Annotated in this window: 16 protein-coding genes; all 16 read left to right on the plus strand. The window is 43.4% G+C overall.

Annotated elements, in window-relative coordinates:
- Positions 1-12 precede the first annotated feature (12 nt).
- The 16 genes from AC58P7_RS01060 (at position 13) to AC58P7_RS01135 (ending at position 14,863) form a co-directional block, all read left to right on the plus strand.
- Positions 13-726, plus strand: a complete 714-nt coding sequence (locus AC58P7_RS01060) for a phage tail tube protein (protein ID WP_497339521.1) — start codon at positions 13-15, stop codon at positions 724-726.
- 82 nt (positions 727-808) lie between these two features.
- Positions 809-1,189, plus strand: a complete 381-nt coding sequence (locus AC58P7_RS01065; RefSeq protein WP_497339522.1) for a hypothetical protein — start codon at positions 809-811, stop codon at positions 1,187-1,189.
- 35 nt (positions 1,190-1,224) lie between these two features.
- Positions 1,225-1,503, plus strand: coding sequence for a hypothetical protein (locus AC58P7_RS01070; RefSeq protein WP_497339523.1), 279 nt, complete (start codon positions 1,225-1,227; stop codon positions 1,501-1,503).
- Between the two features lie 207 nt (positions 1,504-1,710).
- Positions 1,711-2,004, plus strand: a complete 294-nt coding sequence (locus AC58P7_RS01075) for a hypothetical protein (RefSeq protein ID WP_497339524.1) — start codon at positions 1,711-1,713, stop codon at positions 2,002-2,004.
- Between the two features lie 78 nt (positions 2,005-2,082).
- On the plus strand, positions 2,083-3,024 hold the full coding sequence (locus tag AC58P7_RS01080; protein WP_497339526.1) for an NUMOD3 domain-containing DNA-binding protein: 942 nt from the start codon (positions 2,083-2,085) through the stop codon (positions 3,022-3,024).
- A gap of 206 nt (positions 3,025-3,230) precedes the next feature.
- Entirely contained in the window at positions 3,231-5,246 is a 2,016-nt protein-coding gene (locus AC58P7_RS01085) for a phage tail protein (RefSeq protein WP_497339527.1), read from the plus strand.
- A 17-nt stretch (positions 5,247-5,263) separates the two neighbouring features.
- Positions 5,264-5,617, plus strand: a complete 354-nt coding sequence (locus tag AC58P7_RS01090) for a DUF6711 family protein (protein ID WP_497339528.1) — start codon at positions 5,264-5,266, stop codon at positions 5,615-5,617.
- A gap of 8 nt (positions 5,618-5,625) precedes the next feature.
- Positions 5,626-7,200, plus strand: a complete 1,575-nt coding sequence (locus tag AC58P7_RS01095) for a hypothetical protein (protein ID WP_497339529.1) — start codon at positions 5,626-5,628, stop codon at positions 7,198-7,200.
- Positions 7,200-7,610, plus strand: coding sequence for a hypothetical protein (locus AC58P7_RS01100; protein ID WP_497339531.1), 411 nt, complete (start codon positions 7,200-7,202; stop codon positions 7,608-7,610). The genes AC58P7_RS01095 and AC58P7_RS01100 overlap by 1 nt, the downstream gene beginning before the upstream one ends.
- The gene (locus AC58P7_RS01105) at positions 7,610-7,861 is read left to right on the plus strand and encodes a hypothetical protein (RefSeq protein ID WP_497339532.1); all 252 of its coding nucleotides are present in this window, start codon (positions 7,610-7,612) and stop codon (positions 7,859-7,861) included. Before AC58P7_RS01100 ends, AC58P7_RS01105 begins: the two co-directional genes overlap by 1 nt.
- Before the next feature lies 1 nt (position 7,862).
- A complete protein-coding gene (locus AC58P7_RS01110) occupies positions 7,863-8,294 on the plus strand; it encodes a hypothetical protein (protein WP_497339533.1) in 432 nt (143 codons plus the stop codon).
- A gap of 12 nt (positions 8,295-8,306) precedes the next feature.
- Complete coding sequence (locus AC58P7_RS01115) at positions 8,307-8,825, plus strand: hypothetical protein (RefSeq protein ID WP_497339534.1); 519 nt, start codon at positions 8,307-8,309, stop codon at positions 8,823-8,825.
- Positions 8,822-9,397 carry a DUF4376 domain-containing protein gene (locus AC58P7_RS01120; RefSeq protein WP_497339535.1) on the plus strand — a complete coding sequence of 192 codons (576 nt, stop codon included), beginning with the start codon at positions 8,822-8,824 and terminating at the stop codon, positions 9,395-9,397. Before AC58P7_RS01115 ends, AC58P7_RS01120 begins: the two co-directional genes overlap by 4 nt.
- Positions 9,398-9,647: 250 nt before the next feature.
- A complete protein-coding gene (locus AC58P7_RS01125; RefSeq protein WP_497339536.1) occupies positions 9,648-9,920 on the plus strand; it encodes a hypothetical protein in 273 nt (90 codons plus the stop codon).
- Positions 9,917-12,499, plus strand: a complete 2,583-nt coding sequence (locus tag AC58P7_RS01130) for a fibronectin type III domain-containing protein (RefSeq protein ID WP_497339537.1) — start codon at positions 9,917-9,919, stop codon at positions 12,497-12,499. The genes AC58P7_RS01125 and AC58P7_RS01130 overlap by 4 nt, the downstream gene beginning before the upstream one ends.
- A gap of 27 nt (positions 12,500-12,526) precedes the next feature.
- Complete coding sequence (locus AC58P7_RS01135) at positions 12,527-14,863, plus strand: right-handed parallel beta-helix repeat-containing protein (protein WP_497339538.1); 2,337 nt, start codon at positions 12,527-12,529, stop codon at positions 14,861-14,863.
- The last annotated feature ends 223 nt before the right edge of the window (positions 14,864-15,086 follow it).

Below are 15,086 nucleotides of genomic sequence, written 5' to 3' on the forward strand. Positions count from 1 at the left end.
GAGGTCGTTAATTTGGCACAAAGAGCAATTGGTACACTGTTACAAATCGGGGCTAACTCCATCGCAGAATTGAAGTCCATTGGCGGTCTTGAGTTGTCTGCAGACACGATTGAAACGACGACACTGGCAAGTACCGGCGGTTATCGCGAATTTATCGGCGGTTTCAAAGATGCGGGCGAGGTTGCCGTAACTGGTTTCTTCAATCCGTCTGACACTAATGGTCAAATGGCTATGTATTCAGCGTTCCAATCGGGCGTAACGAATTCCTTCACTATCATTTTCCCATCTGCTTTGGGCGCGTCATGGACGTTCACGGGAGTTGTTACTGGATTTAAAACAACTGACATCGACACAGATAATGCAATTGGTTTCGAGTCTACTATCAAGGTGTCTGGATCTCCTTCGCTTGGCACAACTGCAAGTGGTGGCTTAACTGCTTTGGCTGTTACGGCAACGGGCGGTACTCTATCCCCTGCATTTGCTAATGGAAACTATAGCTACACATTCAGCGGGGTTTCGGCTACTTCGGCAACGGTGACAGCTACGGCAGCGTCACACACGTTGAAATTGTACATTGATGGCACGTACTCACAGGATTTAGTGAGTGGTTCACCTTCGGCCGCTATTACGTTGACGATTAACATCGGTAAGAAGCTGACGATCCTTGCGTATGAGTCGGGCAAAACACAGAAGGTTTACGAAGTGGTGGTCGTAAAAACTTCCTGATGACATGACACTTGAATTTATTGCTGGCTAGGACTTTAAACGGTTCTAGCCTTATTTTTATTAATCGGAGGATTGGAATCCCATGATCAAACCTACTAAAAACAACAATGATGTTGTAATTATTGAACTGGACAGACCTAGAGAACTAAGGTTCAGACATAAAGCGATGAAGAAGATGTTGGCCTTTACTGGAAAATCTGTCGAAGATATGGAACAAGAAGATCAAGACTTGAACTTGGAAGAACTCGAGTTGATCTTTTTTTACGGTTTAGAAAAGGATGCTAAAGAAAACGGAGAAACACTTACTCTTGATATGATGGAAGATATTCTCGATTACGCCCCTTCATATGAGTACATGATGGAAAAATTGCAAGAAGCCTTTACTAAATCATCTGGGTCATTTATGGGAAACTCCCAAGCGGTGACGCCTCCAGCGAATCAGGTGAATCGCCGCAGGAAGTAAAGCCATTTGATTGGCAGGAATCACTCAGGGCTGCATTGGCAGTAGGAATATCAGTTAGTGAATATGACGATATGACGCCGTTTGAGTTGAACATGCACATTGAAGAATTTTATAAGCGGGAAAAGTATATGCAAAAAGAACGAGTTGCAGCGGCTTATATGGGCGCTTATTTCGAACGGGTTAAAAACTGGCCTAAGTTAGAAGACGTCCTCAAAGATAAACCACAGCCAAAAGTGAAAAAGGAACAAGCTGCCGTCGATATGCTCGCGGAGGTGAAACGACTAAACGCGGCATTAGGCGGGACTGAGTATTAAAGGAAGGGGGCGGTTGTTATTTCGGTCATACGTAACCTGGTAATCCGCGCGGGAGCCGATTTTTCAGGTCTCCGCCGTGAGCTCCAAAAAGCAAACAAGGACTTAAAAGACTTCGGTAGACAGGCCAGAACTGCAGTCGCTGGAATAACCGCTACGCTCGGAGCAATCGGCATCGGATTTGGCCTTAAAACTGTTGTGGAAGATGCAATGAAAGTTGAAGCTGCTATGCAGCAAGTGAACCGCATGATGGGTAATAGTGCACCCGAATTTGCAGACTGGGCGAAGAATAGCGCGGGCGCTTTTAATTTATCTCGTTCTGAGGCTATTCGCTTTGGCGCTACATTCTCGAACTTGGTTTCCACTTTTGATACAAACACCTCTGATATATCGAATCACACGAAGGAACTATTGAAAGCATCGTCAGTGATTGCGGCTGCAACTGGCCGTGATATGGGTGATGTTCTGGAAAGAATTCGAAGCGGTAGAGAGTATGCCGCCTAGAGCAGAAATGCTCTATGAAAAACTGGGGAAAATCGGTGAAAGCTAAATCGGCAAAATGCGGAATTTATTTAAAATAAGGTGATTAGTATTACACTTCACGCCATTTACAAGATTGAATGTTTGGCAACTGGAAAAGTATACATTGGTCAGTCCAAGAATGTTGAAAAGCGTTGGAAAGAACATAAAAATGATTTACGTTCTGGTCGTCACCATTCAATAAAATTGCAACGGGCTTGGGATAAGTACGGTGAGGAAAAATTTGAACACAGTATATTAAAAATGTACGAGGAATCAGAAATTGATGCAGCTGAAGTTTATTGGATAGATAAATTCAATTCAACCAATAAACACAAGGGGTTTAATAATGAAAGTGGAGGCAGGGCAAACAAAATACTTTCCGATGAAACAAGACAAAAAATAAGTGATGCCTGTAAACGGAGGTACCCAGTTTCTTGCAAGTATCTAAACTCACCACAATCAATCGAGAAAAGGAAAAAGGCACTTGGTGGTGTGAACAATCCCATGTACGGCAGAAAGGTATCTCTCGAAACAAGACTGAAGCAATCACTTGCTCACAAAGGAAAGATGACAGGCTCTCTAAATCCGATGTTCGGCAAACCAATTAGTGCCGAACGAAAAGAGCGGTATAGTATCATCTTTTCTGGTGCAGGGAATCCATTCTTCGGAAAGAAACATTCGGATGAAGCTAGAGATAAAATAAGATCCCGCGCAACTGGGAGGAGTCATACGGCTACATCACGCGCTAAAATGAGCAATAAGAGACAGGGTAAAGACAATCCCGCCGCTCGTCCCGTTGTGTGTTTGACGACAGGTAAGGAATTCGATACAGCAAAAGAAGCGGCTCTGTTTTATAACGTTCATCCCAATGGCGTCCGCATGTGTTGCCGAAACGAACGTACTTATGCTGGAAAGCTAGAAGATGGAACCATTCTTAGATGGAAGTTCAAAGAAGTAAGTCACCTACCGCAGGGTGACTTACTTTGTTTGCCGACATGCTAATACCGAGAGGGCTTGAAATCACAAGTCTTTGTAACGCGTAGGCGCTGAGCGATAAGAGAGCAAAAATGCGCCCAAGAGTCTCCAGCCCCGAACGTCGCTTTAGTAGGGCGAGGGTGAAAATGTACGCTGAACCGAGGATGAAGGAACATCCTATCATGCGGCGAAAGCCCCGGAAGCAGAGGATAAAAAGCCTTTGCGATAACACAATGATGCTCGGTAATACCGAAAGTATTGAAGATTTAGGCGTCAACGTTAACGCCTCAATGCTAGAGAGCACAGATGCCTTTAAGAAGTTTGCAAACGGCAAGTCATGGGATCAACTGGATTTCAAAGTAAAACAGCAAATTATCATGTTCGGTATCCTGGAACAGACCACGAAGAAGTATGGCGATACATTAGCAGATAACACTGCTTCTAGGCTCGGCGCTTTTACCACTCAATTAAAAAATGTCCAGCTAAGTTTAGGTCAAGCATTCCTCCCTATTCTTAATGTCATACTTCCATCTCTGACCGCTTTTGCGACTTCTCTTTCTCATATCATGTCTGTTGTCGCTCAATTCTCTCAAGCTTTATTCGGCAAGGCAGACATGACAAAGGGAGCAAAGGCGACAGATGCACAAGCGGCGTCAGTCGGCAAACTAGGGGACTCTTACAAACAAGCAGGGAAAGCCGCTCAAGGGGCACTGGCTGGTTTTGATGAGGTCCACACCCTTTCAGACACAAGTGGAGGTGGTGATGATGCAGCAACAGCGGCTGGAACAGGAGCGGATGCCACAGGTTCAGGTCAAGGATCCGCACTCGACTCTATTTCAGCAGGAGCACAAGCGGCAGCAGACAAGATAAAAGAAATTTGGAATGGCATAAGTTCTTTCATCAAAGAACACAAGGATATCATAATTGCGGCATTGGGCGGAATTGCTGCTGGATTCGCTACTTTCCTCCTAGCCACAAATTGGTATGCCATTATCTCTGGGCTAGTTGCAGCATTCAACGCCTTAAAACTTTCCATCGTCGCTACGTGGGCTGCAATTAGTTGGCCTATTGTTTTGATCGTAGCGGCCGTTGCTGCATTAGTCGCAGCATTCATATATTTCTACCGAACGAACGAAACATTCAAAGGTGTTGTTGATGGGATTTTAAAAGCCATCGGCGATACGGCGGTTTGGCTATGGAACAACGTTCTAGTTCCCTTTGGTCAGTGGATAGGAACTGTCTTCGTAGCTGCTTGGGATGGGTTAACAGTGGCGGCTGAATGGCTATGGAAAAATATCCTTATACCTCTGGGTAGCTTCCTATCCTGGTTTTGGCATAACGTTGTAGAACCTCTAGCAACCGTTTTAGGTGACGTTCTCGGGGTTGCATTCAGCACGCTGGCAGACATAGCTAAATCCTTCTGGGAAAACGTAATGAAGCCGTTAGGAAAGTTCTTGGGGGAAACATTCCACCCAGTTATAGAAGCGTTATCCGCGGTATTCAATGTTCTATGGAATGACGTATTGAAACCGTTCGGCACTTACTTAGGCGAAGAACTCAAAGGACATTTCCAATCCATAGTTGATATCGTTTCGCTTCTCTGGAACGATGTATTGAAACCTTTAGTTACCTGGGTAGGAGCTACTTTGAAAACTGAGTTTGAAACAGCCTTCAAAGCTATCGGTACAGTAATAAAAGACTTACAAACAGCGTTTACGGCGCTAATGACGTTTATCACTGGCGTATTCACAGGAGACTGGGAGAAAGCTTGGACAGGCGTCAGGGACGTATTTAAGGGCATATTCGACGGCCTATATACAATCGTCAAAACACCTTTGAATCTTATTATCGACGCTATCAATGCCGTTATCGACGGAATTGGTTCAATAAAGTTCGATATTCCAGATTGGGTTCCTGGCTTAGGGGGGAAGAAGTTCGGAGTAACAATTCCTCGCATACCAAAACTAGCCCGTGGCGGTATCGTAGACGGCGCAACGAATATGGGTAACTATATAGCCGGTGAAGCAGGTGCGGAGATGGTTGTACCTCTTGAGAATACTTCATTCGTGGATAAAGTAGCGAGTGCGTTGGGAACCGCAGTCCTCACAGCTATGCAGATGGGTAGCAATAAAGGTGGATCAGGTGAAACAGTCTTTAATATCGACGGTATAGCGATTGCTCGTGCTATTGCACCTTACTTAAATAAAGAAAGTAACCGAGTTGGTGGAGCAATGATTACCACGTCATAAATGGGAGTTGGTTGAATATGACGGCTTTGATTAACATTGGCGGAGTAGATCTTCCTACTCCCTCAGATTTCACATATGGAATACAAGACATCAAAAAAGCAGAGCGTAACACAAATGGGTCCATGATTTCAGAACTGATTGCAACAAAAGCAAAGCTTGATCTTTCTTGGAAATATGTAACGCAAGCGCAGTTAACTTTGATATTGAATGCCGTAGCTCCGAATCTTTTCGACGTAACCTATTTCAATCCACAGACGGGGAGCAATCGAACTGCCACATTCTATTGTGGAGATAGGTCGATTGGAATGATCGACTTTCTAGGCGGGGTCGGGAGATACAAAGACGTAAAATTCAATATTATTGAAAGGTAGGTACATATATGTATCCAACGAGTTCCAGTTTCAAAAACAACATATATGCACCTACCAGACGTACAACAGGGCGCGTTACATTTGATATTTCGGATCTAACGGCGGTCGGTGATGTGGCGAGCATTACTGTTACCTCAGAGTCACCGTTGAGTGTGAAGTCACAGCTTATAGATAAGATCAGAAGTTCAACATACAACACAGCTACACTAGAGCAAGACCGTTTCAAGTTGGACGGTTCTTTTTCTTTTCCTGACGATACAATTGCGAATAACGGTGAATTGGGTTGGTTGAGTTCTGTTATTTGTGACTCTTCGAGAGTTTTCACGCCAAACCAAACAATAACATTCACATTCAATGCTAACCACTCTAGCGCGGGCTTGACGGTCACATTTGACCAAGTAACAGGGGAATATGCTACTGACTTCGATATGACCGCTTATGACGCTTCGAACGCTGTTATAGCGACTACCTCAGTGACAGGTAATACAGATGTTATAGCTGTTCCGTTAGGGCAATTGCTCAACTATAGAAAGGTATCCGTAACTATCAAAAAATGGTCGGTACCCAATAGGCGGGCGCGGGTTATGGAGGTTGATTTCGGGTTTGTTAAGCAATACGACGATGACGGCCTAGTTTCAATGAATCTCATTGAGCAAATGGATATACTTACTGGTCAAATGCCTTCGCCTGAATTTAAGTTCACGGTAGACAACAGCGATAGGGCTTTCAACATCTTGAACCCTACTGGATTTTATAAATACTTGCAGCAGAAGCAACAAATATATGCTGAGATTGGTCTTGAAACAATTAGTGGTTTCTTTGAGTATGTACCACTAGGAACGTATTATTTGCAAGATTGGCAGAGCAATGAAGGTAGTTTAACGGCTACATTCACGGCTCGTACTAACTTAGATTTCATGGCATCGTTCGATTATGAGAACCTTTCGTCGTCCACAAAAACACTGTATCAATTTGCGGTCGATATGTTCACGCTTTGCGGTATCACGAATTATTCGATTGATTCAGCGTTAACCTTGATCAACACAAACTCGCTCGTCAAAAAAGCAAACTGCAAGGATATTTTGCAGATGATTGCAATTGCAGGATGTGCCAATATTTACGTGACACGGGGTAGCATCATCACACTGAAATGTAATCCCACTTTGATCGGCGCTCCAGTCGATACAGTCGACTTCGACAATATGTACAATGAGCCTCAGATTGCCTTAGACAAGGCTGTAAAGCGTGTAGAGGTCACGTACTGGTCAAACCTTTCAACATCCGCAATCGTCGGTGTGAACTCAACTACTGACACGCTAGGCGACACGTTGAAGCTTGAAAACAACACACTAATAAACGATTCAACCAGAGCTACATCAGTGGCTAACTGGTTCTTTGCTCAGCTCAAATACAGAGCCACATACCGCATTAACTGGCGTGGGAATCCTGCTGCTGAGCTAAATGATGTTCTATCATTTGAGAACTCATATGGAGCCAATATGAGCGCCTACGTGATGAGAAATGAACTCAACTATGTCGGATATTTACGAGCTAACACAGAGGCAAAGGGGACGGTTAACTAATGGCATGGATAACCCCTAAGACGGATTGGAACAACGCGAATTATATAAATTTCGCGGATTGGAACAGGATCGAAAATAACATTCTGGAACTAAAAAATTACCTTGTAAGCATTCAATACGCCGTACCCACCCCAACAGCGACGAACACAACACGGGACAATACAAGCATTGACTACCTATCGAGCATAAACCGCATAGAGAACAACCTCGATGCTATCAGGCTTGCTTTTATGACACCACCCGCATACTTAGCAAAAAAAACGTGGTCGGTTGGGATAACGTTCGATTACACGGATGCGAACAGGTTAGAAAGCAATACAAATTCATTGCTTAACATGGGTATGATGGTTTTCCAGAGTTATAGATATTGCGGGGCTATTGTTTGTGGCTCGGAAGGGATGGTTATTTAATGGCTTCTTACACTAAAACAGTATGGCAAGATCGTTCAGTCCAGTACCCGAACAGGTACGACAAATCTTTAGAAACGTCGTCGTCTGTCACGCTTATAGCTAATGCAGGGACTATTACACAAGCAGGAACGGCGGTTAATGTGTCTAACCTGAACAATATCGAACAAGGTATTGCTGACGCTCATACAAAGGCTGACGCAGCTACAGCAATTACTAATATCTACGCTCAACAAAACTTAGGAGGTTTCTAACATGCCCGCAAATGTGCAACCTATTTTTCCACTAACACCAACGGTATCATATACATCATCAGCTATTACAGGAGCCAACACTGCTAAAGATGGGACAGGTTCGGTGGCTACAATCGTCACGGCTGGTACGAATGGTCAAAGAGTAGATTTGATTAAGATTCGGGCGCTAGGTACTAACGTTGCAACTGTAGTGAGATTCTTCGTCAACAACGGAGCGGCAAACTCCACGCCGTCAAATAACAGCTTATTCTATGAAGTGACTGTTCCTGCAACAACTTTAAGTGAAGTAGCGGCGCAAACAGACATAGCACTCGCCTTCGATGGGGTTAACTTGCCTCAACTCTACCTACAATCAGGGTACAAGATTAATGTAACCATAGGTACAGCGGTGGCGGCAGGACTACAAATAACGTGCTTCTCAGGCGCATACTAGGGGGTATAGGATATGCCATTTCCGGGCGGTGTACAAAGCGGTGGAAATAGAATTGACGTAACAAAACTAACACCATTTACTGCAGAAGCTAGTGGAATAACTTCTACTGGTGGTTCATTCATAACTTTACTCAACATAGTTGGCAGCGGATATTTAGAAACTTTTTTCGCTCTTATTACGTCGGTAACTTCGGTATATCAAGTTAGAGTAACAATTGATGGAGTAGTTAAGATTTTTCTTGCTAGTTCTGGTACATTGGCAGATAAACCAATTGGTTTGATTAATCAGAAGGAACTATCTCCAACAGCGACAGCTGGAAATTTAAATGTTAGAAGACCGACTAGCGCATCTGCCCTTAACATGGGTGGTGGTGTAATTGCAGCGAAACCATATCCCACAATTGATGGAAGTGACGGACTTATAGTATTAGGCGGATCATCTAATGTTTATTTCTATAATAGTTTACTGTTGGAAATTTCAACAAACAGTAATGCTGGTGCATATCGTTATTCGGGGGCGTATAAATCATGAGTCATTACATTGATGATGGTTCAAATGTCTATTACCAAGGCGAAGGCATTACTCAGCTTATCGGTTCTACGTCTAAAGTGGAAACAATCCGCATCGACACCGAAACCGTCGAAGATATTTACTACACATTTGACCTAGAGTTTGGGGAATATGTAGAGCAAACGCGCACTACACGAAACGAACTATGGGATGATCCAGATGGTCAATTTAATCTCGAAAAATATAAACAAGTAAAAATTGATTTTTTATTGGGTTTATATACAGAAGAATTAAATAGTGGATTTGCAACTGATGCTTTAGGCTCTACTTCAGAATTTAGTTATGACGATACGGCGCAAAAACGGTTCACGAAAAAAGCAGCTCAGATCAGTAATAATCCATCCATTACAACAATCCCGTGGGGAACTAAGTATGATGGATTCGTTACTATGACTCGTGAACAGTTTATCGAAGTACTCAATGATGCAGCACAACATGAAGAAACTTTGGCATTCAAGTTGCTCTATGCAGAGGCCAACATCATGAACACGACAGCAAGAGATCAAATTGATGCAATAGTAGCTGGTTGGTGATTGTGTGAAAAGATACTTCTGGAATCTTTTAATAAGTATAGATCAAATGGTCAACACACTTTTAGGTGGTTTCCCAGATGAAACGCTGAGCTCCAGAATGGGAAAGCGCACCGATTGTAAGGTGTGCAGGTTTATTTGTGGGTTATTGAATTTGCTTCAGAAGGATCATTGCAAAAAGTCCATTGAGAAGGATGAAGGGTTACCGATGTAAAGGAAGGAGTCTGATTTAATTGTGATAAATCTACCTGTATTGAAACGTGGTGATACATTTTCCTACACCGCGACTTGGACTGATGCTTCCCTCGTAGAACTTAAGTCACAGGTAAGGGACTCATTAGGTAAATTAATTTCAGACGTGGTAATCGAAAATACTGAAACACCAGGAACATTTCGACTTAGTGTTTCGAATACGAAAGCTTGGCCTTTGGGATCTTTATTCACAGACATCGAACGAACAACAGGAGGAGTCACGATATCATCCGATACGATGATTATTCCTGTAGTTAAGGACGTGACACAATGAGTAATCAACCGATAAATGTAACCCCTGCCCCGGCAATTGCCCCGATTATAGTTACAACCGGAACGAAAGGTGATAAAGGGGACACAGGAAGTGCGGGTCAACAAGGTCCTCAGGGGGTCCAAGGTCAACAAGGTATTAAGGGAGACAAAGGTGATCAAGGTCCGCCTGGCGCTAGCGGTGCGGTTCCTGAGTTTGTTATGAAAGATGCATGGACTACTGCAGGAGCTAAAACCTTCTCAGAGAGCATGCATAAATTTTACATTCTTAATACAGGTACCGATGATTTAATATTTACGATCAACGGAATTGCAATACAAGTCCAAACGGATGAAGAATTTGAAGATATTTTCGATCCCTTTACACAGGTTCTAATTAGCTCAACTAGCACATTTAATGCTGAAGCTAGCGCATTAATCCCTGATTCCGTTATTCCAACGTACAGTGTAAAAGATTCCTTTAGTGGATCAACATCCCTAGCGAGGTCTTTCACTGGTCCTGTATACGGAATCATACTAAGCAATGATGGCTTGAGTGATTTAACTTACAATGTGAATGGAATTACTCTCATGGTTCCATCTGGTGAGGTATACGAGAGAAATCTTGGTTCACTTACACAACTTTCAATTTACACAACTGTTCCTTTCCGCGCTATTGCAAAGAGTACCTATGGTGTAGCCATAACTGGTACAACAGTTGATATAACTCCACCGGTTGTTACAGCAAGCTCTAATGGAGGATTATTCAATTCAACTCAGTCTGTCATCTTATCAGGTACCGATAATAGCGGAGGAGCCGTAACCATTTACTATACGTTGAATGGAGCCGATCCTACACAAAGTAGTGCTGTTTACAGTGCCCCGATCTCAATTAGCTCTTCGGCTACACTGAAGTTCTTTGGTAGGGATAACTCAGGAAATGTAAGTGCAATACAGACGGTCGCATTTGTGATAGACACGACAGCACCAGCGAATGTAACTGGTCAAAGCATAAGTGGAGCGACTAGCACTACATTAACCATAAATTGGACAGCTAGCGTATCTACAGATGTGTCTCAGTACCTCATCTTCTATGGTGGTACACAAGTGGCTACTGCTGCCTCTACTGCTACTTCTATCACCATGACCGGTCTAACACCGCTGACATCCTACACCTACACAATTAAGGTTAAAGACGTTGCGGGTAATATCTCTTCTGGCGTTTCAGCAACATTATCAACTACCGCACCTCCTATCCCTGCTATACCAGCAGCTCCTACCGCTACACCTGGCAATACTCAGGTTGTATTAACGTGGACAGCTTTATCGGGTGCGACGAGTTACAAAGTATACAGGGGCGGTACATTGATTGCTAGCCCAACAGCAACGACGTATACCGACACTGGACTAACCAATGGAACTTCGTACTCGTACACTATTTCAGCGGTAAATGCAGGTGGTGAGTCATCTCAGTCTTCATCTACATCTGCTACACCTGCGGCTCCAGTATTGCCTTCTGTACCAACCGGATTAACTGCTACTCCTAAGAGTACGAAAGTGGACTTGGCTTGGACTGCTGTAGGAGCGGCCACATCATATAAGGTATATCGCGGAGGAGTTCTCGTAGGCAGCCCTAGCACAAATGGATATACAGATACTGGCTTAACCAATGACTCATCTTATTCCTATACTGTTTCCTCAGTAAACGCGAACGGAGAATCCTCACAAACGAGTTCCGTTAGTGCTACACCAGTTCTTAACCCTGCTAGTGGTTTGAGCGCAGGTACCTTTACTTCCAGTTCAGCGACACTCACATGGACGCTATCCTCATCAACTGATGTAGCTAATTATGAGGTTGCGTATTCTTCAAATGGGGGGAGTAGCTATACTGTAGCAAGTTCAAGTGTGAGTCCTACTGCTACAACCTTTACTATCTCTGGATTAACTGTAAGTACTGCGTATACGTTTAGGGTAGTGGCTCTAGATAGTGGCGCTGTAAGGTCGTCTGCGGTTACTACTACTGGATCAACTACGGCACCTGCTGTTATAGCCTCGGATAGCTTCAATAGGTCTAATACCTCAGATGGAGCAGGTAACGTAGGAAATACGAATAATGCTCAAGGTGGAACAACCAAGACGTGGGCTTGCACATACTCGGAGTACTATGGAATTAACGGAAATGTGGTTTATAAGCAGGCGAGTGGTGCCTATCTGAATAGGACGTGTAATCTAGATGCTGGAGTCTCTGACTATACCACATCTGTGAAAATGTCAGTAGGTGCAGCTATATCCGTCCCTGGTGTTCAGTCAGTTGTTCGTTATGTGGATGACAATACGTATGTAGCCGTCCATCCAAACGGAACAAATTACCTCATTGTTACAAAATATGCTCCAGCTGCTTATGACACACTGGGTACCATTAGTGTTACGCCTACTGATGGCGATGTGATCAATATCACTTGTAGCGGGTCTAGCATTACAGCTTGGGTAAACTCATCTACACCCGTAACCGTAACGGAAACACAAGGACAAACCTCTTCTAAGGTTGGCTTCTTAATAAATGATACAGGGAAATTCGATGACTTTAAGGTGAGTTCATTGTAATTAATCATAAAAGGGAGTGAGCGGTTTATGGGTCTTATCAAAAAAACTGGCAGCTCTGGTGGGGGAGGGGGTGGTTCGGCGACTACCTATACAATAGAGCTAGGTCGTTGGGGTATCAGGAACGACCTCACATCTGCGGAAGCTACCACTACTGGTATTAATAATGCTCTGATCTGGGCCACAGCAAATGGATATAACCATGTGTACTTACCGGCTGGCAGGTACAGTATTGGTATGGTAGGAATCAAGATGGTTAGTAACATGTGGCTAGAACTAGATCCATCGGCTAGTTTGGAGATTGTAACCAACTCTAGCCCTGGTTATTCTATTGTTAGCTTCTATAGGGTATTCCACTCTAAAATTTCAGGTGGAAAGGTCATAGGAGATGTACTAACGCATATGTTCCAAACTAGTGCCACTTGGGTGCGGGGAGGAGTTAATCCAGATGGAACCTACAACTCTAATCCAAACCTTATACGAAGCTTACCTTTAGATCGCAGATTGCCTCTAAACTCCTGTTTGGATAAGTTCCGTCTATGGCTTCCTTCCGGTGGATCAGTACCAATAACAGCTACGGGGTACTCTTTTTGGGAGTATAAGGATGTTGTTGGTGCGTCATCCCTCAGTATCACACGTACTGATGGTGTACTTGCTCCTGCATCATCAACAGGTCGAGGATGGCTAGCAGATAAGGCTAATGCTAACCTACTTGTTTTCTCCATAGACATTACTGCAACTCCTATGTCTGATGCCGATATTGCGTTATTGACGGCTAAGGTGGACGGGGAAGGATACACACACGAATGGGGTTATGGAATCTCTATTGAAGCAGGAGCGCATATAGAAGTTGATGGTATTGAGATATCACAATGTACGGGAGAAGGAGTATATACTGGTTGGATTTATGAGAATGATCCAGCTAACTATACTGCCGATAACAGCGTTGGGCATCATGTCACTATACGGAACTGCAACATACACCACTGCCGCAGACAGGCTATATCTCTTACATCACATAATGATGTGTTGATCGAAGGTTGCGAGCTTCATCATATCGGGTATAACGGAAACAGTCCATCTAATAGCAACCAATACTTTACTGCTCCTGGATTCGGCATTGATATCGAGTCAATGGCTGGAGAAAGCAATCTGCCCTACAAACAAGAACGGGCTGGTATTGACGGTCTAGAGGTAAACTACAGAATCATGATTAGAGATAATTATATTCATCACAATAACAAAGGCCACTATGACAACACAGACGGACCCTATGCTACTGTGGAGAATAATGTATTCGAAGGCATGAATATAGGTGGAGTTTATGCCTGGAACTGTCCTTACCAAGTGTATAGCAATAACGTAGTCAAAAATGCTCTTTTCTGTGTGAATTATGACAACGTTTGTGATGGACTAGAGCTAAATGACTCACAACTCGTCATATCATCCGCACATGGAGCAGTGATTAGGAACGTCTATGGATTCAATAGTTCCTTTAGCGGAGCAGCTACTGATGGATACTTCGGTGCTCCAACCGCCTTGAACGTAGGCACAGGTACCTTTAGTGTGGCAAGTCATGATATGGGAGCTTCAGGTGCTAAGGTGGTATTTGAGCAATGGAGCGGTAGAGTTCCAGCTGGAATCACACCAGGAGACTTATATTATGTGGTAAACCTAGTTGGTAATACTTTTCAAGTATCTACAACTCCAACGGGATCTCCAGTCACCATCACAGACTCAGGAGTAGCTGGATACATCGTAGCACGTTGGGACTACGGTAAGGCTTATATAGAGAATGTAATCATGCAGCGTAATGATAAAGACACCCGAGTAGATCCTTTAGTACCTAATAGCATCGGCCTTAGTGGAGGCTATGTCATTAAAAACTTCACAGTAAATAAGATAGGTTACACCTTTTCCTGCCCAGATAACTGGTTGGGTAGACCCTTATTGATGGAGGGCCTAACCGTAATTGATTCAACAGGCAAACTAGATGGAGCTATTGTAACTGATAGCAAGTTTGTATCCTCAAATACAAATGACATGAGTATAGGGGTATTCCAAAGCCAAAATCGCAGATGTGTTGTAGAACGCAGCTATTTCGAGAACATAACTGTGGATTTAGGTAACACTCTTATCAAGGACTGTGACTTCATTAAAGGTTCTTGGTATAAGCTCAACAATGCTAGTGCAAGCTCAACCCTTTTAAAGAACTACCTAGAGAATATGGCTGTCAACCTACACTTTGTTACTACTGCCAATCTGGTAAGGATAGCACAATGCACATTCAATAATGTCACTAAGGATACTGGTTCTGGTGTAACGCTCGCGTCTAACTTCGACTTAATTACGGGGGTAACTTCGTAAAGAACAAAATAGGTCCTCCTCATATGAATGAAGAAGGACCTATTATAGAATTTCTCAATAGTGAGTTTAAATGACTTAACTATAGCAATAGCTAGGAAATTCAGATCCCTCATCTCCATAATCAGGAGGCAAAGAAGGACAAAACATGGTGTCTTCAACCGCTAGAGTTTCTAAACTGGGTGTTACCCATTCCTTTTTCGTCATACTTGCATCAAACCTCCTT

Source organism: Paenibacillus sp. J22FR5 (assembly GCF_059691975.1).